The sequence below is a fragment of the Pedobacter heparinus DSM 2366 genome, assembly GCF_000023825.1.
In the GTDB taxonomy this organism is placed as follows: Bacteria; Bacteroidota; Bacteroidia; order Sphingobacteriales; family Sphingobacteriaceae; genus Pedobacter; species Pedobacter heparinus.
On record NC_013061.1, the window covers coordinates 2,923,426 to 2,948,887 of the forward strand.

At 42.4% G+C, this 25,462-nt stretch carries 16 protein-coding genes; 1 reads left to right on the forward strand and 15 read right to left on the reverse strand.

Translation table 11 applies throughout. From position 1 onward, the window contains the following. The 13 genes from PHEP_RS12485 to PHEP_RS12550 all read right to left on the reverse strand — a co-directional run bounded on the left by PHEP_RS12485 (position 1) and on the right by PHEP_RS12550 (position 18,405). The gene (locus PHEP_RS12485) at positions 1-1,785 is read right to left on the reverse strand and encodes a chloride channel protein (RefSeq protein ID WP_015808336.1); all 1,785 of its coding nucleotides are present in this window, start codon (positions 1,783-1,785) and stop codon (positions 1-3) included. A 12-nt stretch (positions 1,786-1,797) separates the two neighbouring features. Beyond that, the gene (locus tag PHEP_RS12490; RefSeq protein ID WP_015808337.1) at positions 1,798-2,520 is read right to left on the reverse strand and encodes an RluA family pseudouridine synthase; all 723 of its coding nucleotides are present in this window, start codon (positions 2,518-2,520) and stop codon (positions 1,798-1,800) included. A 49-nt stretch (positions 2,521-2,569) separates the two neighbouring features. After that, complete coding sequence (locus tag PHEP_RS12495; protein WP_015808338.1) at positions 2,570-3,259, reverse strand: response regulator transcription factor; 690 nt, start codon at positions 3,257-3,259, stop codon at positions 2,570-2,572. Positions 3,260-3,364: 105 nt separating this feature from the next. Then, positions 3,365-4,474 carry a TlpA disulfide reductase family protein gene (locus tag PHEP_RS12500; protein ID WP_015808339.1) on the reverse strand — a complete coding sequence of 370 codons (1,110 nt, stop codon included), beginning with the start codon at positions 4,472-4,474 and terminating at the stop codon, positions 3,365-3,367. A gap of 8 nt (positions 4,475-4,482) precedes the next feature. Then, entirely contained in the window at positions 4,483-5,946 is a 1,464-nt protein-coding gene (gene gatB, locus PHEP_RS12505; protein ID WP_015808340.1) for an Asp-tRNA(Asn)/Glu-tRNA(Gln) amidotransferase subunit GatB, read from the reverse strand. A 72-nt stretch (positions 5,947-6,018) separates the two neighbouring features. Continuing rightward, complete coding sequence (locus tag PHEP_RS12510) at positions 6,019-6,288, reverse strand: hypothetical protein (protein WP_015808341.1); 270 nt, start codon at positions 6,286-6,288, stop codon at positions 6,019-6,021. 100 nt (positions 6,289-6,388) lie between these two features. After that, positions 6,389-8,251 (reverse strand): TonB-dependent receptor plug domain-containing protein, encoded by a 1,863-nt coding sequence (locus PHEP_RS12515; RefSeq protein WP_015808342.1) that lies wholly within the window; start codon positions 8,249-8,251, stop codon positions 6,389-6,391. 192 nt (positions 8,252-8,443) lie between these two features. Beyond that, positions 8,444-10,174 carry a DUF6528 family protein gene (locus PHEP_RS21660; RefSeq protein ID WP_015808343.1) on the reverse strand — a complete coding sequence of 577 codons (1,731 nt, stop codon included), beginning with the start codon at positions 10,172-10,174 and terminating at the stop codon, positions 8,444-8,446. A gap of 54 nt (positions 10,175-10,228) precedes the next feature. After that, entirely contained in the window at positions 10,229-11,080 is an 852-nt protein-coding gene (locus PHEP_RS12530; protein ID WP_143715744.1) for an endonuclease/exonuclease/phosphatase family protein, read from the reverse strand. A 73-nt stretch (positions 11,081-11,153) separates the two neighbouring features. After that, a complete protein-coding gene (locus PHEP_RS12535) occupies positions 11,154-12,893 on the reverse strand; it encodes a RagB/SusD family nutrient uptake outer membrane protein (RefSeq protein WP_015808345.1) in 1,740 nt (579 codons plus the stop codon). Between the two features lie 5 nt (positions 12,894-12,898). After that, positions 12,899-16,273: a TonB-dependent receptor gene (locus PHEP_RS12540; protein ID WP_162141655.1), complete on the reverse strand. Its 3,375-nt coding sequence runs from the start codon at positions 16,271-16,273 to the stop codon at positions 12,899-12,901. A 305-nt stretch (positions 16,274-16,578) separates the two neighbouring features. Then, complete coding sequence (locus tag PHEP_RS12545; protein WP_015808347.1) at positions 16,579-17,751, reverse strand: FecR family protein; 1,173 nt, start codon at positions 17,749-17,751, stop codon at positions 16,579-16,581. Positions 17,752-17,817: 66 nt separating this feature from the next. After that, positions 17,818-18,405 carry a sigma-70 family RNA polymerase sigma factor gene (locus PHEP_RS12550; RefSeq protein ID WP_015808348.1) on the reverse strand — a complete coding sequence of 196 codons (588 nt, stop codon included), beginning with the start codon at positions 18,403-18,405 and terminating at the stop codon, positions 17,818-17,820. A gap of 189 nt (positions 18,406-18,594) precedes the next feature. Here PHEP_RS12550 and PHEP_RS12555 point away from each other — a divergent pair, with 189 nt between their 5' ends. After that, the gene (locus PHEP_RS12555) at positions 18,595-20,997 is read left to right on the forward strand and encodes a TonB-dependent receptor (RefSeq protein WP_015808349.1); all 2,403 of its coding nucleotides are present in this window, start codon (positions 18,595-18,597) and stop codon (positions 20,995-20,997) included. A 7-nt stretch (positions 20,998-21,004) separates the two neighbouring features. Here PHEP_RS12555 and PHEP_RS12560 read toward each other — a convergent pair whose 3' ends face one another. Further along, positions 21,005-22,636: an ATP-binding protein gene (locus PHEP_RS12560; protein ID WP_015808350.1), complete on the reverse strand. Its 1,632-nt coding sequence runs from the start codon at positions 22,634-22,636 to the stop codon at positions 21,005-21,007. 78 nt (positions 22,637-22,714) lie between these two features. Then, on the reverse strand, positions 22,715-25,417 hold the full coding sequence (gene alaS / locus PHEP_RS12565; RefSeq protein ID WP_015808351.1) for an alanine--tRNA ligase: 2,703 nt from the start codon (positions 25,415-25,417) through the stop codon (positions 22,715-22,717). Positions 25,418-25,462 lie beyond the last annotated feature (45 nt).

A 25,462-nucleotide genomic window follows, 5' to 3' on the forward strand; every position in this document is an offset into this window, starting at 1 on the left:
CTAGCCCATATAATCTGCCTGTCTGCTCAACAAGGCCCTGTATTTATTAAAGATGGCTGTTTTTGAGACAAGGCCAAGATATTTTCCTTGCTCATCCAATACAGGTAGCAGCCATGCATTTTCTTTTTCCATCTTTTGCAGCAGGTGTTTTAAAGAATCGGAAATGACTGCTACATCCGGTGCAGTTTGCATCAGGTCTTGCACGGCTAATGTATCTGAATTGCTGATGCCTTTTTTAAGCAGGTCTTCCACATATAACAAACCCTTAAAATCCTGCTCATTCCCCACTACGGGGAACAGATTTCTTTTAGATTGTAATATTTCGTTCAGTCTGTCAGAAATCAGGTCATTTTCATTTAAAACCAGGTAATCATGCTCTAAAAGATGCCTCAGTTTCATCATGTTCAATACAGTTGCATCTTTATCTTCAAGAGAAAGCAGTTCCCCTCTTTCTGCAAGTGGCTGTGTATAAATGGAATATTTATGCTTACTGCGGTTAATCAGATAGGCAATTGCCGAAGTAATCATTAACGGAACCATCAATACATAGCCCCCGGTAATTTCTGCAATTAAAAAGATACCGGTTAAAGGGGCATGCATAATGGCACTTAAAGATGCGGCCATACCTGCAACAATAAAATTGGCCACGCTTAAATGGGCAAGACCGAGTGTATTGATTGCAAATGCGACAGCAAAACCAATTAAACCACCCATAATTAAACTGGGAGCAAAAATTCCCCCGTTACCACCGGCGCTTAAAGTAATCAGTGTGGCAGCAGATTTGGCAAAAACAGTAACGACGGTAAAGAGAATAATGACCCAGGGCAGACTGCTGTATTCGGCAAAGATACTGTTACTGAGCAGTGTAGTATAATTACCTCCCAGCAGATTTTTGATGGTAATGTATCCTTCCCCATATAACGTAGGAAATAAAAAGACCATTATTCCCAGCATTAAACCACCCAATACTACTTTTTTATAGGGGTTTCTAATTTTGTAAAATGATGTTTTAATAAAGCTGTTTACTTTTTTAAAATAAATAGAAAACAAGCCGATCAGTACAGCCAGCAATACGTAATAGATCAAAGCATTCATCTTCCAGCCTTCTGTAACCAGAAAAAACAGCTGCTCGTTATAGAACAAACGGGCAACTACAGCTGCCGTAGCCGCAGAAAGCAATAAGGGGATAAAAGCTGGAATGGTAAATTCTGGCAGCAGGATCTCTATGGCAAAGACTATCCCGGCAATGGGACTGTTAAAGGCTCCTGCAATACCTGCCGCGGCCCCACAGGCCAGCAGCATAGTAGTTTCCCTGTAAGATAAGCCCAGAAAACGACCAACTACAGAACCAATGCCACCACCACTGGTTACAATGGGTGCTTCCAGTCCTGTCGAACCACCAAAACCCACCGTTAAAGCTGCGGTTATCACTTGCGAATAAATATTGTGTGGCTCTATTTTGCTCGACTTTTTAGATATGGTATAGAGTATAGGCGTTAAACCGGTTTCAAACTTACCTTTTCGGATAAACCGGCGCACATACAATACGGAGAGCAGAATTCCTATGAAAGGAAAGAAGAAAAAAAGATAATACTTATACTGCCAGTGAAAACCAGTCTGCAAAAAATCTTCAATGTGGTGTGTCAGCGATTTAAGTAATGCCGCTGCAAGACCCGCCAGTATACCGACAATCAATGCAGCTATGACCAGGAAATTCCTGTTAGAAATTTTTGTTTTCCTGTACTGATTAATGGCATCTATATAACTTACTAATCTAACGTACATCTTAAAACAGCTTTAAGCGTCGAACTTGTCCAGTAATTTAATCAGTGTAGCAAAATCTTTAGGATAAGGAGCCTCAATTACAATATCCTGTCCGTTCAGTCCCTTAAACACCAGGTGCCGCGCGTGAAGTGCAAAACGCTTCATAATGGGCTGTTCCTCTTCATCTTTTGCCAAACGGTAACCTTTTTTTAAGCTGGAAAGGTATACAGGCTTGCCCCGGTACATATCGTCGCCGGCAATGGCTGCACGTTGTGTAGCCAGGTGTATCCTGATCTGGTGCATGCGCCCGGTAATGGGCTTGCATTCTACCAGTGTATAATGCCTGTAATGTTTCAACGTATTGAATATGGTTTCTGCACGTTTGCCTTCCTTACGGTCGATGGTCACACTTTTATTACCATCATTTAAAATGGGGAGGTCGATAAACAATTCTTTGAATGTAAACTGTCCGTCAACTACCGCATGATAAGTTTTATTTACTTTACGTTTTTCAAATTGCATGGCAACGTTACGGTAGGCTTCTGGTGTTTTGGCGATAATAATGGCACCTGACGTTTCCTTATCTAAACGGTGACATACCTGTGCATCAGCTGTATATTGCTTTGCCAGGCGGAGAATGTTCACTTCTCCTGAGCCGCCACGTTCATCTAATGATGCGACGAAGGGCGGTTTATTTACTACGACATAATCATCGTTTTCAAACAGTATGAGATCTTTAAAATTTGGGTACTTCACTCGGTAATTTTATGTAAAGTACAAAAGTACGCATTCTTAGTGGCAATGTCTAAGACAACTCGAACTTATACCCTACTCCTTTTACGGTAGCGACGTAGGTTTCGCCCAGTTTCTCGCGTAATTTACGGATATGTACATCAATGGTACGGTTGGTTACCACTACAGAATCTTCCCAGATATTCTTTAATATAGATTCGCGTGTATATACCTTACCTGGTTTAGAGGCCAAAAGGTACAACAGTTCAAATTCTTTTTTAGCCAGCACTACCTTTTGCCCGTTCTGGTACACCAGGTAAGCTTCCCTGTCGATTACCAGGTCCCCTATTTCCACCTTATTGTCTGACACGTCGTCCGTACTTGAATTTCTTCTTAAGATGGCATTGATACGGCTTACCAGGGCACGGGGTTTAATGGGTTTGGCGATGTAATCATCAGCACCCACGTTAAAACCGGCAATCTCGGAATATTCTTCACTGCGGGCAGTAAGGAATACCATAAATGTATTTTTAAATTCAGGAATGGCACGCATCAATCTGCAAGCTTCGATCCCATCCATTTTAGGCATCATAATATCCAGGATGATCAGATCAGGATGTACCTTTTTCGCAATCGTAATCCCTTCCTGTCCGTTACCCGCCAGATAAACCTGATAACCTTCTTTTTTTAAGTTGTATTCTATTAATTCTAAAATATCGGGTTCATCATCAACAATAAGTATCTTCTGTTTTACGGTGCTCATAGCTTTAATTATTTGTTACGAAATTAGGTAATCAATTATAATATAGCGTTAAACACAGGTTAACAAATTGTTAATTACACCCTGTATATTAACATGAATTTAGGGTTAGCGTAAAGTTTTATTTAAAAAAGCATCCAGTTCTGCACCGCGAAGGTTTTTAGCTATTATTTTTCCATTCGGATCTACAATAAAAGAACTTGGAATGGCATCTATACCATATAACAACGCTGTTGGACTTTCAAAATCTTTCAGGTCGCTGGCATGTGCCCAGCTCAGGTTATCGGCTGCTATGGCTTTTTTCCAGGCTTCTGCATCTTTATCCAGGGAAATTCCTAAAATGGTAAAATTCTTATCTTTATAGGCATTGTAAGCTTTCACTACATTGGGATTTTCCTGTCTGCAGGGCATACACCATGATGCCCAGAAATCAAGCATTACATATTTACCTTTAAAATCGGCCAGTTTAATAGGCTTGCCATCTACACTGTTGATGATAAATTCCGGGGCTTGCTGCCCTACCTGTACAGATTTAAGTTTAGCCATTTTTACCAGAAATTCGGTAACTGCAGCATTGTTATTGAAATTACTTTTAATCTTATCGGCATAATCTACCAGCTCTTTTTCATACTCTGCCGGGTTTAACAGATTAACGGCATAAAAGCCCGCAAGCGAGCTGGTATTGTTTTGTGCGAACTTAAGGACAGCCTTGTTTAAGCCATCAATCTCCTGGGTATAGGCAGGCCGCATTTGCTCCATGATCATGTCCCTTTTATCGGGCTGTGCGGCTACGGCTTCATCAAAACTGCGCTGGATCTCCCCTATCTTAACCATATACTGGTTTTTAGTTTTGTTCAGTTCTTCCAGTTTATCTGCTTCTACAGCACCTGATATGGTATAGCCAAGGTTTTTATCGGCCAGATCTGCCTGTATTTTGATCTGGTCACCATTCTGGGCTATAATCATGTATTCACTATGACCTGAAGATATCCTGAAAAAATCTACTACGGGCGTGCTATGGATAAATTTAAACTCCCCTTTTTCTGAAAACACTGTTGAATCCAGGGGTTTTACCTGATCCTTTTGTATACCAAACAGGTAAACCTTACTGCCTGCTGCCGCATTTTTAAATGTTCCTTCTACTACAAAATTCCCTTTGTCTTTACATGCTGCAAAAACAATACAAAGCAGCACTATATATCCGATTCTCTTCATCATATTCCTGATTATTTTAACTTATCCTGTAACAATTGATTTATTTTCTGAGGGTCAGCCTTACCTTTGGCGAGCTTCATTACGTCGCCAACAAAAAGACCCAACACCCCTTTTTTACCTTTTTTATACGCTTCAACCTGCGCTTGATACCTCGTCAGTACTTCATCTACAAAGGCAGACAGTTCATCGCCGTTGTCTACGATCAGCAGGTTCAGTTTTGCTGCCAGTTCCAATACGTTAACGGCAGGGGCTTTAAGCAATTCGGGCAATAACTGTTGTAAAGCAACCTGCTGTGTAATTTGCTTATCATCAACCATGTTGATCACATCGGCGAGCTGTTCCGGAATAACTTTAAAATCTGCTATGCCGATCTCTTTTTCATTTAGCAATGCCCTTATTGGTCCTGTAAGCCAGTTTACCAAATTCTTTTTATTATTAACAAACTCCAATGCATCGTTAAAATACTGCAAAAGATCGTGGTCTTCAGCAAGCATAGTTGCCTCAGAAGTACTTACTCCATAATCTGCTACCAGTTTTTTGGCAATTTCCTGTGGTAATGCAGGCATATCAAATTTTAACTGGGCCAGCCATTCATCTGAAATGTGTACGGGTGCCAGATCCGGGTCAGGAAAATAACGGTAATCGTTGGCTTCTTCCTTGCTCCTCATGGGTGCAGTAGTTCCCTTGTCTGCATCAAAAGTAAGTGTACTCTGGACAATACTGCCACCACTCAAAACCACTTCTTTCTGACGGCCAAACTCAAAATCAATTGCCCTGCGCACATTTCTTATGGAGTTTAAGTTTTTCACTTCACAGCGCGTACCAAATTCAATTGCTCCCACTTTCCTTATAGAAATATTGGCATCACAGCGTAAGCTTCCTTCTTCCATATTTCCATCACTCACATCCAGGTGCCGCACCAGTTTTCTGATCTCGGTAAGCAAAAGTGAAGCTTCTTCCGCACTGCGGATATCGGGTTCAGTTACAATTTCAATTAAAGGTACACCAGCCCTGTTCAGGTCGACATAAGAATATCTGTCATCCTGGTCGTGCAGACTTTTACCTGCATCTTCTTCCAGATGGATGCGGTTGATACCGATCCGTTTTTCTTCTCCGCTGCCCAGGGTTACATTGATAAACCCATTCTGACAGATGGGTTTATTGTCCTGAGTGATCTGATACCCTTTAGGCAAATCGGCATAGAAATAGTTCTTTCTGTCGAAATAGTTAACCTGATTGATGTTACAGTTTAAGGCCAGGCCCATTCTGGCAGCTTTAGCTACTACTTCCCTGTTCAACTTAGGCAGTGCACCAGGCAGGGCCAGCGAAACTGCCGAGATGTGTTCATTGGGTTTTGCTCCGAAAGCTGCACTATCGGATGAAAATATTTTAGATTGTGTATTGAGTTGTACGTGGATCTCTAAACCAGATACCAATTCGAATTCTGATGGAGAAACTGAGGTTTTCGTACTCATTTATAGGCAATAGTTTTCTTAATTTCTGATGTGTTTTACATACAAACATAACCATTTATACGTTAAAAACCTTTATTTATCTACAACAACGATACTACTATCCGCCACTTTAGCCGAATCTTGCGACGTAAAATTTACACTGTCTGCATTTTCAGTTGCCACCTTACCGGCAGCTACCGGGGCTTCATATTCGATAACTTTACCGCTTTTATGCCGCACAGGCTTAGGGTGTTTGTTATAAAAAACAGCACCTACAGCTGTAACAATTAATGCTGTACAAGCAATTGTAAGATATTTAAATTCCCTTCTGCTATAAAAGGGTGTACTTTTTTCTTCTGTCATTTTAAGCTGTCATTTCTATAATGGTACCTAAAGTACTCAAATGCCTGTTTTATTTTAAATAAAAACAAGTATCAAATAAATTTGTTTAACTGGACTCCGGTTAAAAACTCGTTTTTAACCCTGTTGTAAACCAGCTGCCAGGCATGGGCACTGCTCCAGCTTCAATGTACTGAATGTTAAACAGGTTTGCCCCCTCAGCATATAGGCTATAGTGTTTTTGCTTAAAGGCTATTCTCGCATCCATGGTCATGTAATCCTTGTAATTGATGCGCTCATTGTAGCGGCTGGTTAACGTAAGCGAGAACAGCTGATAAAACTCTCCGCTGATGGTACTGCTCAGTTGGTTCCTCAGACTTTCCAGTGCATAACGCGAAAAATTTGCTGTAGCCGATGTTTTTTTAAAGCTGGGATCCAAATTGGTATAAGCTATACCAATCCTGATGTGGTTCAAAACCTGTCCTTCCAGTTTCCGGGTATAATCTGTACTGAAGGTAAGACCATTTGTATTTACGCGGCTAAAGTTTTGTGGTTGCCATGGATCGGTCTGTATATTTTTAACCCAATCAATGAAGTTATCTATGCGGCGAACGAAATAACTGGCATTCATGGTAAAGTTCTCGTTGTTAAATTTAACTCCGGCTTCGGCATATCTGGATTTTTCCGGTTTTAGCTGATCATTCCCGATATTGGTAGGTCCTTTATAGTAGAGATCTGTATACGTAGGCAGGCGTTGTCCGGTTCCGACATTGGCGAATACACGCCAGTTACCATAAAAATTATATCCAAGGTCCAGTCCCGGGAAGCTTTGCCATCCATAATCCGAATTGTAATTTATATAAGCCCCAAGGTTGATCTGTAAATGTATGAGCGGTTCAAATTTATATTCAGCAAAAAGCCCTGCATTGTTACGGTTCCTTTTACCCAGGTTTGTACTGTTAATGCGCTCTGACCTTGCTTCCAGTCCGAGCCCAAAAACCCCTATATCGGTTTGTATATTATTGTTCAGTTCTGCATCAAAAACATTAGTCTGGTGATGGTTATGAAATTTATCCGGCGTTTGTTTGATGTAAAGATAATCATCTGTGTTGTTCCTGAAGCTGATTCTGGGCACCATTATCCAGTTTTGGCCCAGCTTAGCGGTATAAGAAACTGAGGCCAGGGCTGTTTTTACGGTTTCTTCTGCTTCTTTATCGCCTGGTGCCGAATAAAAAGCATTTGCACCAAAATTATTATGGGTATAACCGGCAAGCACATCAATTACATCCGTTTTACCCGCAGCAAATTTTCCCTGGTAATATACTTTCTGATTGTTAAAAGCAGTATTGTAACGATAGCCATTACCTGCCTCCTGGCTGGCCGAAAACAAGTGCTGAGCCGTTTTTGACACCAGGTTCCCTGTGGCCTGAAGACCATAATTGTAATATGTATCACCCGAAATATTGTCTTTAAAACTACTCCCGGCAAATACATTTGCAGAAAGGCCTGTTTGTTGCGCATTGCGGGTTACAATATTAATGGCACCGGTTAAAGCGTTAATACCATAAACCCGGGACGCCGATCCACGCAAGACTTCGATATGGTCAATATCGTTTATGCTTATGGGTAGGTTCATCATGTTGTGGCCTGTCTGCGGATCAGAAACTTTGAAGCCATTGATCAGAACAAGCGACTGGTCAAATGTCCCCCCATCTATACTGATATCGGCCTGCACACCACCGGGACCACGCTGACGGACATCTACACCTGAAATATAGCTGAGCAATTCGGCAACTGACCTTGCCGGCAAACCCAGGACCTTCTCCCTGTCCATGATCCAGATGTTTCTGTTTTGCTTGGAAAAAGGAAGCTGAAGCCTGTTTTCTTTTACTACAACTTCATTCAGTTTATTAACGGTATCCTTATTTAATTTAACCCGGCCTTGCTGTGCACGGGCAGGAAAAACCATCGAAAACGAATAAAACATTAATAGCATTAATAGCGTGGAGAGCTTTGAGAGCTTTGAGAGCGCCGAACATGTTGAGCGCATTCGTACAGGAAAAACATTAGCTTTTAAATACATCTTTTTTTGATTTCGAGCGGCAAATATAATGCTTTCCGGAAATCTGTTTAAAAAAGCATTGGGTTGTTATAATACCCCAATGCTTTATAAGATATATTATTGAAGGGTTACTGTTGCCACAACAGGAAGATGATCTGAAGCCAGTGTATTTATTGTTCCATAGCTCAACACGTTAAAGCCTCCGGGCCGTGACATAAAATAATCTATACTTCTTGTTGCTGCATTAGAAGGATGTGTTGCCGGGCAACTGCTTATACAGCCTAAAGTAAACTTTTCTTTTAACTTGGCTATGGTAACAGAACTAGGTATTTCATTAAAATCACCACCCAGAATAAAAGGATAGCTAATGCCAGTTACGATGTTGTTGATGGCGGTTGCCTGCAGTAAACTATTCCCTGCTGCAGGTCCAAGATGATCCAGGTGCGTACCGGCAAAATTAAACATGGCCCCATTTTTCTCAGTCCTGATCACAGCCATCTGTCTTGGCTCTCCCGTTCCGGCAGGCAGCACATAACGCGTAATTTCATACAAGGGCCATTTAGAAAGTATGGCATCACCATATTCGCCCCCGTCAAAGTCCATTGCTTTTGAGAAATAATAATACATTCCTGTTAATTTACCCAACTCTTCGGCCTGGTTTATGGAAGTACCCGAACGGTTGGTATATTTATCTACCTCCTGCAAGCAGACCAGATCCGGGTTTTGCGCTGTAATTACATTTGCGATGGTCTGCAAACCACTGCCTGCCAACTGAATGTTGTATGTCATGAGTGTAATTTCTTCAGACTGGGCGGCAATGCTGTAGTCATATTTCCAGATCCTTGCCCTGTAATTTGATGTACCTACGAGGTTTTGCCATTGGTGCCATACACCGCTGCTTGCACAAAAATCAATATGTGCAGCGTTTGATGGGTCTGCCTGGATCAACCTGCCTGAGATCTGGTTCACGCAGGATTTCACACCGCTTCTAGAGGCATAATTTCCAATCGCTGTAAATGCTTTGCTGGTCTTGTTATAGGTATATACACCTGTACTGCTGCATACCCATAATTTATTGGGATCACCGGCAAAATCTGTCACATCCTGTCCCCCTGCTGTTGGTAATGTACTTCGTAAAGAAACATTTTCGGTAAGTGTAGGTGCTGCAGCAGTACCACCCACGGTTAAGGCGGCCAATACAGAAGCTCCGGCAATTGTTCCGGTTACCCGGATTACATTATTTACCGGATCCCAAAGTACTGCAGTGGGCGAAGTAATGCTAAACTGCGCGTAGCTGGTACTGCTGCCCCCCTGAGAGGAAGTATATACCCGCACCCAATTGCCATCCTTTGCTGCAACTACTATATTCCCATTGGGCAGAAGCTCCACGCCGTGTGGTGTGGTACCTGCCCCGAGGTTTAATGCCCACTGCCTTTTTCCGGTGCTTTGAATGGCAATGGTGGCCAGGTTACCTCCAACAGCAGCCCATGCACCACCCCAGGGGCTTTGGCGGATCCTTACATCTCTTGGATCTCCCCAGGCACTTACTTCTGTCGAACTGTATAATCTTGCCGTAGTAGGGCTCCAGCTCATTTTTAGTGCCGCCGCCGTCCAGTTTGCTGCGTAACAATCATAAACATTGATCTTGTCGTTGGTTACATCCAATACAGCTACCCAGCTATCTTTAATGGAAGTTCCGGCCAGGCTTGTTAAAGGGGCCAAAGTACTTTGAGTTGCCCCGCGGTTCTGTTCTGCTTCATTTCCCGGGTTTAATTCTGCTTTGTAACATGAGCTGGCCAAAAACAAGGCTGAGGTAATTATTATTGCTATAACATTAATTCTTTTCATAACGCTTTCTTTTAATTCAGGCAGGTTTGACCCTGCTTTTTGATGAATAACTGATTATTTAACCAATTGTATCTCTGTAACAAGCGGCAAATGATCTGATGCATAACTTTCATTCACTGTCACATAACTCAACACATTAAATTTTTCTGCAGGGCGCATCATTACATAGTCAATTGTTGAACCCGGTTTTTGCGCGGAAAAAGTTAAAGGGCAGGAAGATTTACATCCCCAGCTCAGTTCCTGCCTTAAGATCGTAAGGGGGTTAGACATGGGGGTGGCATTAAAATCACCGGCAATAATTAGTGGCAAAGTAAAGGTCTTCACAATTTTAACGAGTTCAGTAGCCTGGAGCATCCGGTTATCCTCGGCAGTCAAATGGTCCAGGTGTGTAGAGGCAAACAAAAAGCGCTGGCCTTCTTTCTCCACAGTGATGAGGGCTACAGACCTGGTTTCGCCTCCAAGTTTTGCAGTTACCGGCAGTTCATAACGCTTGCTTTCCAATATTGGGAAACGGGAAAGCACAGCATCACCAAACTGACCGCCATCATAATCAATTGCCTTGGTGTAAAAATAATTCATCCCTGTAAGCCTGGCCAGTTCTTTAGCTTCGTCAAGACTTGTCCCTGAACGATTGGTATTCACATCTACTTCCTGTAATGCGACCAGGTCCGGGTCCTGGGCTTTTATTACAGCAGCAATAGCAGGCAGATCAACAATACCGGCAGGTTTCGAGGGTGGGTTGCCAATATGAATGTTATAGGTCATGACCTTTATTTTTGCACCTGTAACCTGAACCGGTGGTTCTGGCTGTTCTACATTTGAACCTCCTTTTCCTTTGCCACAAGATAGCAGCAACAATAAAAAAAAGGCTGGTGTACAATATTTTACTGATAATATTTGTTTCATGGTACATTTAATTAACAAACAGATCAGGCACCTGTAAGTACTATACAGGTGCGCTGTTCTTAAAAAGAATTGGTTATTTCCAGCCATCTGGCTGAATGAGATTAGGGTTCAGATCCTTTTGTGGCAATGGTACCGGCCACAGGTAGTTTTTAGGTTCTACGAATTTCCGTCCTGAATTGATAATAAGGTAACCCTGTGCATCTGTGGGGATAGTAGCAATGTAGACCTGATTGTAAGCCGGCACAAGACTTTTCTTTATCCCTTTCACATCTTCTGCCAGTAAGCTGCCTTGCTTCCAGCGCAGGATATCAAAATAACGGTGTCCTTCCAGTGCCAGCTCAATCCTGCGTTCCCTTCTGATCTCGGTACGAAGGTCCATACCCCAGGCATTCAGCTCAGTGATCTTCATCTGGACCATACCAACCCTGGTTCTTAATTTATTAATGGTATCGTCCAGATCGGTCTGGGTTAAAGTACCCTGCTCCATCCTGGCTTCTGCGTAGGTCAGCAAGACCTCCGCATACCTCAGCAAATGGATGTCGTTGGCATCTTTATTATAAACACCCACTGCAGTTGGCTCTACATATTTAAGGTTGTAATAACCTGTACCGGTTACCGTTCCTTTTTTATCGGCATCCCATTTTGGCAAATTGAAAATGGCATTTGGGTTTGAATCCTGATCACCGTCATCTTTACCTTCCCAAGCCGTACCTGGACTTAGCACAGTTTGTATCATCCGGGGATCCCTGTTCTGGAAAATAGCAGCATAAGTGCTTTCGCTATATAAGGCAGATTTGTCAATCGGTTTTCCATCGCTGCATAAATAAGCATCTACAAGGGATTTGGTAATGCTAAAACGCGAAACCTGATCGGGCACCCAGCTTTCTCTGCTGAGGTTATGCTCCGATACATTGGCAAGATATGGCCTGGCCAGGATAGTTTCTTTATTGGCAGCATTGGTTATTTTACCTTTGTAAGTAAACAGTTCCTTGTAGCTTGTGCTGGTATTTCCATTTGAGTACAAGCTGTATATCCCTAAATTCATAACGGCTTTAGCGGCTGCTTCAGCCACATCCCATTTCTGAAAGAACAAGGCAACTTTTGCTTTCCATCCCAGGGCTGCGCCCCTGGTAATCCTACCCGAATCAACGGCTGTATAAGTTGGAGGAAGCGAAGGCGCTGCAGCTTCCAGTTCCTGCAAAACAAAGTTCAGTACTTCAGCCTTTGGCGTCTGAGTGGCCATTATCTCCGGATCACCTATATTTAAGGTTTTGGTGATCAGAGGCACATCGCCGAACAACATGATCAGAAAGCTATAATAATGGGCGCGTAAAAACCTTACTTCTGCGGCATACCTGCTGAGCAGATCTGGCTTTACACCCTTTGCTTTTTCATAATTCTGGAGAAAATGGTTGCACCTGCGGATCGCAGCATATTGTTTTACCCACTCATTATTGATCGAGGGAAGGTTATAATCAAAAACACCGGTAGAGATAGACAGGTAGTCGGAAAGTGGCGGATAGATGATGTTATCGCCACAGCGTTCCAGATCAACATAGCTATCCTGCAAGGTTTCACTTTTTCCTTTCAGATAAGCATAGCAGCCATTTACGGCCAGCTTAAGTTGTTCTTCAGTTTCCCAGAAACTAACATCGGTAATGGCATCCAGCGGCTGACGATCTAAAAAATCCTTGGAGCATCCGCTTAACAGGGAAGCCAGGGCAGGCATGGCGATGAAGGAGGACAGGCCATAGAATGTGGCTTCACGTAAAAATGACCTGCGGTTTTTATATGATGTATTTTCGTTGTTCATGACAATTATTTTAATCTTAGATTGATACCAAAAATGATTGTTTTAACCTGGGGATAAAATCCGCCATTGCTGATCTTATCGCCACTGGCCTCGCCCGGTACAATGGTTTCCGGATCGTATGCACTAAAAAAATTGGTGCTTGTAAAGAGGTTATCGGCCGAAAAGAAGATCCTGAACTGATCGACCCTCCATTTACTGATCCATTTGTTTGGAATGGTGTAGCCCAGCTGGATATTCTTTAACCGCAGATAGGAAGCATCCTGCAACCAATATTCGGCCAGCTGCCTGGTCGTATTCCGGGTATCCTTAAATAACAGGCGCGGATACCAGGCAGTGGTATTGTCAGGCGTCCAGTGATCCAGGTGCATTTCCTGTGGAAAAGCTGCATCAGCATAAAAAGGATGTATGGCAGGACCGGAAATGTATCCGTTTGCCTTGCCTACGCCCTGAAGGAAGAATGAAAAATCGAACTGTTTAAAACCAAGGTTACCCCTGAAAGAATAAGTGTAATGCGGAAAAGGATCGCCAATTACGGTACGGTCCTTATCTGCCGATATGATCCCATCCCCATCCAGATCAACAAACTTCAAGTCGCCCGGAGCCACTTTTCCTGCATCTACAGGAAATATCGGAAAGTTAGGACTGAGTTTTCCGGTTACCTCATCCTTTGTAAAATCGGCTGCCTGAGCCAGCCCCGCTGTTTTGTATCCATAATAAGCATTGATCGGATAACCTACCAAGCGAATGTTATTGGCAATAGTTGGTGCTACGCCCCCCAAACTGATTACTTTGTTCTTTACATCTGAAAGCTGGGCGCTGAAACCGTACCTGAATTCCTTGATCTGGTCGTTCCATCCCAGATTCAATTCCCAACCTTTATTGGATACAGAACCGGCGTTCTGATCAGAAACTGAAACGCCAATTACTGCCGGCTGGGCAACTTTAAGCTGTATATCCCTTGTTTCACGGTTATACCATTCAGCTGTAAACGTGAGGCGGTTTTTGAAAAGGGCCAGGTCTACTGCTATGTTAAACATCCTTACCTTTTCCCATTCCAATGCCGTATTGGCGAGAACAGTTTGGGCAAATCCCTGTGTAAGGACATTGCCTATCGGCATGGTAGATACTGAAATGATAGAAGGTATATAAGGATAATATTCGCCATAACCTGAAGCATCTGCATTATACTGATTGCCCAATAAACCGTAGGACATCCGGATCTTTCCTTCACTTAACCAGGCTAAGGCGATACTGTTCTTTATAAAATTCTCCTGTGTAAAGCGCCAACCTGCAGATGCAGAAGGGAATAAGCCATAACGCGACTCCGGAGCATAAGTTGAAGTCCCATCGTACCTTAAATTGGCTTCAAAAAGGTATTTATCTGCAAAATCATAGTTTATACGGCCAAAATACCCCCTCAATGCATATTGAAAGGCATCACCATAATTGGTAGGATTTGCAGTCCCAAGATTTAACACGGGAACATTGTCGCTCAGAAAATTAGTTTTGACGGCACGCCAGTAATCATTTCTGCGCCATTCCAGTTGGGTACCTGCCAGGGCCTTTAAATGGTGTGCATTTAAATTTAACCGGTAATTTACCTGTGCAGCGAAAGTCTGGATCTTATTGATGTACTGACGTTCATCAAGGGTATTGTTTGGGTTTGAGGTATACCAGATGGCCCCTGTTTCGGGATAAAGATAATCTATCCTGCGGGAGAAGATATTTCTGTTCTGGTTGTGCATGTCCAGACCATATTGCGCCTGAAGTTCCAGATCTTTCATCAGATGAAGTGTGGCTGCTATACTTCCGGTGAACTGCTGTGTTTTGGCCAGGTCAAATCCTCCATCTGTTGCAATTGCTACCGGATTACTTGAACCACCACCATAGCCCCATAAACCATTTGTAAATTTAACCGGACTTAAAGGTGAGATGGTAAGGCCTGTATAAAAAACACCTCCATTCTGACTGGTAGCAGCAGAAGATTGGTTTACATCACGGTCTATATAGCCCAGATTAGCATCTATATCCAGTATATCCAATATTTTTGCAGCGTTGAGCCTGATCCTTGCATTGTTGCGTACCGTACCAAACTGGTCTCCAACAGCCAGTCCCTGCTGGTCCTGCCGACCATAGGACATATAATACTTCAGGTCTGAAGAACCACCTGTAAAACTAACAGCATGATTTTGCTGGGGCGCATTATTTTTATAGATTTCATTGAACCAGTTGGTATTGGCAAAATAATTCGGATCAGATCCGTTACGTGCAGTTTCTATCTGGGACTGGGTAAATGATGGGGGGATACCTGAATTGGACTGTGCTTCGTTCAGCAGTTCCATATAAGCAGCCGAACCCAGCATTTTTGGCAATGCAGTGGGTTTTTGAATCCCATAGTAGCCGTTGTAACTGATGCTGATCTTTTGATTTAAGCTGCCCGACTTGGTGGTAATCAGAATGACCCCGTTAGCCGCCCTAGTTCCGTATATAGATGTGGAAGCTGCATCTTTTAACAGGGAAACAGACTCAATATCTTCCGGGTTGATACTGTTCAGGTCCTGAGGAATACCATCTACAAGTATAAAAGGCTCAGAATTGTTTAAAGAAGTTAATCCCCTTATGCGCAGCATGGCCCCGGATGCTCCGGGCATTCCACTTTGCCCTACAGCCGTTAAACCGGGGAGCAAGCCCTGAAGTCCACTCGATACGGAAGTGATTGGCCTTCCTACCAGATCTCTGGCAGAAATGGTACTTACTGAACCCGTGAGATTGCTTTTTTTCTGGGTTCCGAAACCCACAACAACAACTTCATTCAAGCCGGTCTGGTCTTCCTTTAAAACTATATTGATTACTGTCTGGCGATCTACCCTGATCTCGTTGGTGATAAAGCCGAGATAAGACACACTCAAAACAGCATTGTCTTCAATGCCTTTTAAAAAGAACTCTCCGTTATTATTGGCAACCGCTGTTGTTTTAGTTCCTTTTACATGTACAGAAGCACCGGGCAGCGCTTTTCCATTATCATCTGTTATTCTGCCACGGACATCTATGGCATTGAATACAAACATTAATTTGTCCATTAACGAAGCATTCTGTTTGATCAGAATGGTTTTATCCTCTATGGTATAGGTTAATCCTCTGCCCTGGATTACCTTTTCCATAACTTCATCCAACGCGGCATTGCTGAAACTGACGTCAATGGTGGAATTGATCCCGATTCTGTTGGTAGACAGCAGGACATCATACCCCGTCTGTTTCCTGATCTCCTTAAAAATGCGCTGCAGGGTAATGCTTTTCCGCTCTAAGGTCATTCTTTGCCCAAAAGAGGAAGCACTAACCTGCAGCAGGGTGGTAATTAATATGACAGTGGTTAACCTCATAATTAATAGCAGTTTAGCTATGCTGCCAGATGGCATACATAAAATTTTAGTATAATTTTTATACATTTGATTGTCTGTGTTTATGCGATTGCTGTTGATTTAAGACCTCAGGGCAAGCGCAATGAATCATGAATAATTAATTGTTCGGCCGGTTTTACCGGAATGGTAGCAGATTTAGAAAGGGGTGTTCGCTGCACTCCTTTCTTATGGCTATCCATATAAGCGGTTAAGTTTTCTTTTCTGGATTTTTCATTTGATGTTTAGCTGGTTATTTAATTGGTTGTTTTATCATTAAAGGCTGACTGTTATTTCTCGGACACATGAACTGTTTTCCCTTTCACTTCAAATTTCAGGTTACCAGTAGTTTCGAGCTTGGTCAGCACCTTTGATATTTTTTCAAAACGGCTTATGGTGCCATAGTACTTTACACTTTTAACCGCTTCATCTTCATAGTTCACACTTACATTGTACCAACGGCAAAGCTTTGCCATTACACTGGCCAGATCTTCATTATCAAACATGAAATAGCCATTTTTCCAGGCTATTGCATCTTCTGCATCACCACTTACCAGTTCTATTCCTTTTGCACCGTTAATGGCCTGCTGACCAGGTTTAAGCAGGGCATTTCCTTTATCATTTTTAATGCGGACGAGTCCCTCCAGTAAGCTTGTTTTTGTAGCGGCCTGATTGGTATAGGCACTGATGTTAAAATGGGTTCCCAGTACTTCTACTTCCTGACCTTTGCTGACTACGATAAATGGTACTCTGGCACCTGCGGCAGATGTTTTAGACTTGGTCCTGATCTTTGCCACTTCAAAATAAGCTTCGCCGTTAAGCTCAACTTTCCTGCTATCCAAACCCGAAAATGTGGCCGGGAATTTCAAACTGGAAGCGGCATTCAGCCATACCCTGGTACTATCCGGTAAAACAACCTGGTAAGTACCACCATCTGGGGTGCTGACCATCATTTCCTGTTGTGATGAAGGACCTGATCCCGGCATAGCACCAGGATATAAGTCCTCAGTCCGGGGGGAAACCTGAACTTTACTTCCATCATTATAAGTTAATGTTGTGGTGTTGATCACTATGCCACTTTTAACTCCACTTAAGTTTACCTTACTGCCATTTACCAGGGTAAGTACAGCTTTATTGCCACCCGGTTCAACGTCATAAGAAAGCGCTGTTGTTTCTGCAGTCTTATATCTGACCCTATAAAAATAAAAGCCTGCTGTCAGACATAAGAAAACAGTAGCAGCTGCCGCTATCCTCCGGATCAGCACCTTTGATTTTCTTAACGGTATAATTTCACGTTGCAGGCGTTCCAGCATTCTTTTGTGTACAAGATGTTCGTCATCAGGATATTCAGCATCCGCATAAGCGACATCCCGGTACCATTGATGCAGTTGTTCACGCTCTTCATTAGTTGCTGTACCTGCAGTATATTTTTTAATCAGGTCATTGATCTGTTCCTGCTTCATCCGCATATTTCATTCTTATGTTAATATACAGGTGTACGGTGAAAGGGGGCTGACCCTATATAGAAATTAAAATAAATTTTTCCAGAGTACGGACGACAACAGCAAGAGCAGACCGGAATCTTTGAGGTTTCCCCTAATTATTTTCAGGGCACGTGTTAAATTGGCCTCTACTCCTTTTTCCGAAATATTCATCCTATCAGCAATTTCAGCATTATTCAGCCCCTCTTCCCGGCTGTATTTAAAGGTAAGACGACATTTTTCAGGAAGCTGCTCTACAATGCCGTTGATGTATTCTTTAAGAAACAGGGCATCGAGTTTATCCTCATCATAGCTACTTTCTTTAAATTCATAATTTTTAAGGGCCAGTTGTTTACGCTGCTGCACTTTCTGGTAATGTTTAAAAATATTAAATTTTATGGCTGTTGTTAAAAATCCAGGAACATTCATTATCAAGTCCCCGTCCCTCCTGTTCCACAAGGCGATAAAAACCTCATGTACAATATCTTCAGCATGTGATTTATCCTTACAATGGTTCCAGGCCAGCAGTAACATTTTCTTCCAGTACCGGTTATAAATCTCCGTATAGGCATCTTTGTCTGCTTCTTTTAGCAGAACAGCCAGTTCATTATCGCTATGCGTACCATAAGAAACCATTGCGTTTGTAATCCTTATTTAAAGCTAATCATATCTGTCTCAATGTTAATTAAATATTTTTGTTTTATTGTAATGATGCAGTGCTCAATCCTGAATTTTTATAAGCTGCGTTAAAAATTGATATAAAAAACAAGCCGCCATAGGGGTAAACTCAAAACTGGGTGTCTCATCAGAAACAAACCCATCACAATGAATATAAAATATCTCTTCATTCTTATTGCAGTTTTCAGTCTGCAACACCTTAGGCTCCAGGCACAAAACAAAGATTCCCTAAACCGGAGCAAAACACAGCTCAGACAGACACTCAAGGGAACGCTGATTGATAAAGGCACTAAACTGCCCTTACAGGGCGCAACGGTCAGGTTGTTGACCAACACCAGTGTTAAACCGGTAAGTACGGATGTACAAGGTATTTTCAGGTTAAGCGATGTTCCATTGGGACGTCAGATATTACAGATCAGCTTAACAGGTTACGGACAACTTACGCTCTCTGAAATACTGGTAACCAGTGGCAAGGAACCCGTATTTAACCTGGAAATGGAAGCACAGGCCAATAACCTGAACGAAGTTGTGGTAAATGCAAATTCGGGTAAAAAACCATTGAACCAAATGGCTTTAACCAGCGGACGTTCCTTTTCACCTGAAGAAACCAATCGTTATGCCGGTGCTTTTTTTGACCCTGCGAGAATGGCCCAAAGTTTTGCAGGTGTAGTTGCCGGTGGCGATGACAACGAGATCATTGTAAGAGGAAATTCTCCTAAAAGTCTGCAATGGCGGCTGGAAGGTATAGAAATTATAAACCCCAACCATTTTGGCAGCGAAGGTGCTTCAGGAGGAGCCGTTAGTATGATCAATACCACTGTTTTGAGTACTTCAGATTTTTATACCGGAGGCTTAGCAGCTGAATACAGTAATGCTTTATCAGGTGTATTCGATTTAAAATTCAGAAAAGGAAATACCGACAAACGTGAATATGCGCTTAATATTGGAGTGCTGGGTGCCGGGGCTACCTTTGAGGGACCATTTAAAAAAGGAGGGAATTCTTCTTATCTGATCAGTTACCGTTATTCTTCATTGAGCTTACTGGAAAAGGTAGGCGTTAAAGTATCCGATGAGGGCGTGCCCAAATATCAGGATCTGTCTTTTAATCTCGTGTTTCCTACAAAAGCAGCCGGCACTTTCTCTCTTTTCGGAATCGGCGGCCTCAGTAAGCTCCACAAAGATGCAGAAAGGGAGTATACCAAATGGGAAGAAAGAATGGACGGCCAGGATATGAGATTCGGTTACAATGCCGGGAGTGCTGGCTTAAAACATACCTATATTGCCAGCAGTAAGCTGTATTTTAACAATATCATTTCTGTTTCCGGCAACCGAAGTACCAACCATATTGATACCCTGAACAACGATTATCAGCCCAGCCTTACGGATAAAAACCAATATACAAACACTGCATTACGTTATGCGGGAATGCTGAACTATAGCATCAATACCTCAAATGTGATCCGTGCAGGTGTAAATGCCAGTTTTTTAAGTTATAACCTGTACGGACTGGAATACAATACAGAAATAAAAGCATTAAAGGAATTAATTAACCAAAAAGGGAGTACCAGCAGTTACGATGCTTTTGTGCAGTATAAAGCTGAACTTAGCAGCAGGCTAACCCTAAATACAGGTATGCATGTCAACTACTTTAATTTAAGCCGGAGCTGGACAGCAGAGCCGCGTTTGGGCTTAAACCTGGAACTGCCTGCCGATCAGCAATTGTCGTTCGGAGCCGGCTTGTATAGTCGCCTTGAACCACTTTCCTATTATTTTGCCAAAGGCAACGAACCCGCAGTTGGTCAGCCAGCTACAGCACAAAGCAATAAACTGGAACCTACAAAATCTGCCCAGGCGGTACTGGGGTATGAAAAATTATTTGGTGGAAGCCTCAAATTTAAAACAGAGGTTTACTATCAGCATTTATATGATGTACCTGTATCTTCAGACCCTTCCGTGAACTTTTCGCTGCTTAATGTATCGGATAATTCGGCCATATCTTCTTCCGCTTACCGTTCGCTGATCAATAAAGGAACAGGTAAAAACTATGGCATTGAACTTTCACTGGAAAAGTCATTGAGCAAGGGGTATTATTTTATAGTTACCTCCTCATTTTTTGACTCCAAATTCAAAGCTCTAAGTAAACAGGAATTCAACACTGCTTTCAATACCCGTTATGTGGGCAACTTATTACTGGGTAAAGAATGGAAAGTGGGAAGAAATAATCTGTTCGGGCTAAATGGCAAGCTCATTTATGCAGGCGGCAGACGCTATACACCTGTATTGGTTGAAGAATCTATGAGGCTTGATGAAGAAGTGATCGATCAAAATAAAATCAACACCTTAACTGCCGACCCCTATATGCGTGTTGATTTCTCTGCCAGTTACCGCATCAACGGTAAAAAGGTAAGCCACCTGATCCTTATGGATATACAGAACCTGCTCAACAAGGAAAACACTGTAGGTATGCATTACAATCCAAGCAAGCGCATTATAGAGGCCGCAAAATGGAGTGGTATCATCCCAACCCTCAACTACAGAATAGAATTTTAAATTAGTTTTATGTGGTAACTACCCCCCTTGCCCTGGCAACCTTTAGTAAGATGTCGAACATTTTCTCGGGTGCAAAAGGTTTATTCAGAATATCATATACATGGATCTTTGAAAATTTTTGCTTCACTTCTATCATGATATCTGCGGTAAAAATCACAGGATGAATATCGGGATGCTTACTCCTGATGATCTCTGCAAGGGCATAACCATCCACACCAGGCATGTGCAGGTCAAGCATCGCCACATGATAATTCTTCATATTTATCAGCCGGAGAGCTTCCTGCCCATCCTGTGCGCAATCTGCCAATATGCCAAAAAATTCGAGCTGCTTTTGTGCAACCATCAGATTGATCAGGTTATCTTCTACCAGAAGCACCTGTAAACCTTTAAGCTGGTCTTTATAGACAGAAAATACGGGTGACGAAGGCAGGGCCTCATCGGCATTCTGATTGGCGGCAATTTCAAAGCTCAGGTCAAAGTTAAACTCGGCCCCCTTACCTGCCTCACTCTTTAGTATTACCCTGCTGTTGTGCAATTCTGCCAGCTTTTGAGTAATGGTTAAACCTAATCCTGTGCCAGAATGCTCGCGGTGTGCCGATTGCTGGATCTGTTTAAAGCTTTCAAATACACTTTCCTGCAATTCGGGCGGAATGCCCATACCGGTGTCCTTCACCGCAAAATGAAGAAATGCGCGATTGGATTCAACAGTTAACAGCTTGATCAAAAGTGTGACTTCGCCACGATCTGTGAACTTTATGGCATTGCTGATGAGATTATTTAGCATCTGGCTTAAACGTACGGGGTCTGCTATCAGCCTTTGCGGAATGTCATCATCTATAAAACTTTTCAATTTTATACCCTTAGCTTCGGCAAGTGATTTGAACTGGTTTTTAATATTTTTTATCAGTCTGAACAAATCGATCTCTGCAACAATAAGTTCCAGTTTTTCGTTTTCCATTTTGGTAAGGTCCAGAATATCATTGATCAGCTGCATCAGATGATCTGCAGAAAAGATCAGGTTACCAATATATTCTTTCTGGTCCATGGTATGGTTCAGTTTCAACAGATTGGCAATACCAATGATGCCGTTTAGAGGCGTACGGATCTCATGGCTCATGACCGATAAAAAGTCAGACTTGGTTTTTGAAGCTTTTTCTGCTATACTGATTGCTTTTTTCAATGCTGCATTACTTAGTTCCAGCTGTTCTTTTGCTTCTTTCAAAGCAAAATCGGCCAGTTTCTGCGCAGTAATGTCCTGTATACTCAATACCAGTATGTAATTTTCCGGTTCAGGCGATTTTACTACCGGCTTGATTCTGGCTTTAAACCATTCATTAATGTTGGCATCAAGGTGCTGATAGATCACTTCCTGTGCAAGCCCCGTACGAATGGCTTCATTTACAGGCCCAGTAAAAGTGGCCGATTGAGGGCCCATCACTTCGGCAATTGTTTTACCGAGAAAGGCTTCTTTAGGCATAAAAAGCACACTTTTATCTGACACCCAAACATTCTTAAAGATATGGTTTCCGTCGATCTCGAATACAATGTCTTCCAGGGAAGTAATGAGTGACTGCAAGTGTACTGCTAACTCATGGAGCTTTTCGTCGCTCTGTTCATCATCCTGAGCTAATCTGTTCATATTCAACAATAGGTTAAACAAATATAGTCAAAATCATTACTTAAAGCAGTTTATCCTTAAGTATATCTGAATATTGCCCTACTGAGTCATCATAGCCTGGGCCTTGTGCAATACACCAGCCAGCCCCTCCTTATTTTTGCCACCTGCAGTAGCATAAAAAGGCTGACCACCACCGCCGCCCTGAATATCTTTTGCCAGTTCTCTAACAATATTGGATGCATTTAAGCCCCTGTCTTTTACCAGGTTTTCCGATAACATGACGGTGATACCTGGTTTATCATCAATAAGAGTGGTAAATACCAGAAATAAATCATCCACCATATCTTTTACTGCATAAGCCAGATTTTTAACCGCATCGGCATTTGGCAGGTCGACATGTGTGGCAATCAGGTTAATGCCGTTAATGGTTTTAAGGTGATGCACAATTTCGTGCTTCAGATTTGCAGATTGTTCCAGAACTGCCTTTTCAGCATCTTTTTTCAGCCTGTTATTTTCTTCAATCAATCCGGCAACTGCAGCTTTCAGGTCTTTATTGCCTTTCAGCAATTCTCTCAACTCATTCAGTTCCTTGTTTTGTGCCAATACAAATGCTTCAGCCTTATCGGCAGTGATGGCTTCAATACGCCTCACTCCTGCAGCTACTGCACTTTCAGCGATAATCTTAAAATAACCGATCTGTCCGGTAGCCTGTACATGCGTCCCCCCGCAAAGCTCTTTGGAATAATGGTCGTCAAAAGTAATGATCCTTACCAAATCTCCATATTTTTCACCAAACAACGCTGTTACACCACTGGAGATAGCCTGATCATAAGGTACATACCGCTGTTCTTTTAATGGAATATTTTCCCTGATCTTTTGATTCACAAGGTGTTCGATCTGTGAAAGCTCTTCATCTGTTACCCGGGCAAAATGCGAAAAGTCGAAACGAAGATAATCAGGGTTTACCAATGAACCTTTCTGATTTACATGGCTGCCCAATACCTTTTTCAAAGCGGCATGCAACAAATGCGTAGCTGTATGGTTGTCCTGAGAAAGCAGACGTTTATTTTCGTCAATTACGGCCCAGAAATGTCCTTCAATATCTTCAGGCAACGTATCTGCATAATGTACAATTACCCCGTTCTCTTTCTTTGTATCTGTAATCTCTACAAAGAAAAGGCGACTGTGATCTTCCAGACGACCGGTATCACCAACCTGTCCCCCGCTTTCCGCATAGAACGGAGTTTTGCTCAATACAATTTGATATTGTTCTTTTCCTTTAGCACTCACCCTACGGTACTTGATGATCTCTGTTTCTGCTTCCGCATCATCGTAGCCTACAAACTCCACTTCCAGGTCCGGATTAACCAGTACCCAGTCACCGGTATCTACAGCAGTTGCCGCACGGGAGCGTTCTTTTTGTTTAAGCAGGGCTTTATTGTATTCCTCCATATCTACCGACCAGCGCTTTTCACGGGCCATCAGCTCCGTTAAATCTATCGGAAAACCATAAGTATCGTTCAGTTCAAAAGCAAACTCGCCTGATATAACCATCTGGTCTTTCAAAATGCTATGTACCCATTGGTCCTCAAACGATTTTTCGGGGTCAATGGCATTTTCTGACATCAGAAATTCTGCCTGCTTTTTAGTGTAGCTATCAAAGCGTTGGATCCCTGTAGCTAAAGTTCTTAAAAAGGAAACTTCTTCTTCCAGGATCACCTTTTGAACAAAATCCTGCTGTAAGGCCAGCTCCTCAAAAACGCCCTTAAACTGTTCGGCCAGTACAGGGACCAGCTCGTTTAGGAAAGGATCTTTTAAGTTCAGGAATGTATAGGCATAACGTACAGCACGGCGTAAAATACGCCGGATCACATAACCGGCCTTATTGTTTGAAGGCAGCTGCCCATCGGCAATAACAAAAGCTATTGCACGGACATGATCGGCCATTACCCGCATGGCAATGTCTGTTTGCTCATTCATACCATACTGAATTCCTGCTTTTGCAGCAATAAACTGAATCAGTGGCTGAAATACATCCGTATCATAATTAGAAGACTTGCCTTGTAATACCCTCACCAGACGTTCAAAACCCATACCTGTATCTACGTGCTGTGCCGGTAAAAGCTGTAATGAACCATCTTTAAGGCGGTTAAACTGCATAAACACATTATTCCAGATCTCAATTACCTGCGGATGATCGGCATTTACCAAAGTTTTACCTTCAACAAGCTTACGCTCATCATCAGGGCGACAATCCACATGGATCTCAGAGCATGGACCGCATGGTCCTGTGTCCCCCATCTCCCAGAAATTGTCTTTTTTATTGCCAAGAATAATGCGTTCTTCGGGCACATACTGTTTCCAAAGTTCGTAGGCTTCAGTATCTCTTGGTAAGCCTTCCTTTTCATCTCCTTCAAAAATAGAAACGTAAAGTTTATCCTTTGGTATTTTATAAACTTCAGTAAGCAGCTCCCAGCTCCAGGCAATGGCTTCTTTTTTAAAATAATCTCCAAAGCTCCAGTTGCCAAGCATCTCGAACATGGTATGATGATAGGTATCAATCCCAACTTCTTCCAAATCGTTATGCTTACCTGAAACACGCAGACAGCGCTGCGTATCGGTTACCCTGGGATATTTTATGGGCGCCTCTCCTAAAAATAAATCTTTAAACTGGTTCATCCCTGCATTGGTAAACATGAGGGTTGGGTCATTTTTAACTACAATTGGTGCAGATGCCACAATGTGATGCTGTTTCGATTCAAAAAATTTTAAGTATGCCTGTCTGATTTCCTTAGCTGTCATCCTTCTCTTGATTTATTTTGAACAAACTTAGATAAAATTATTTTT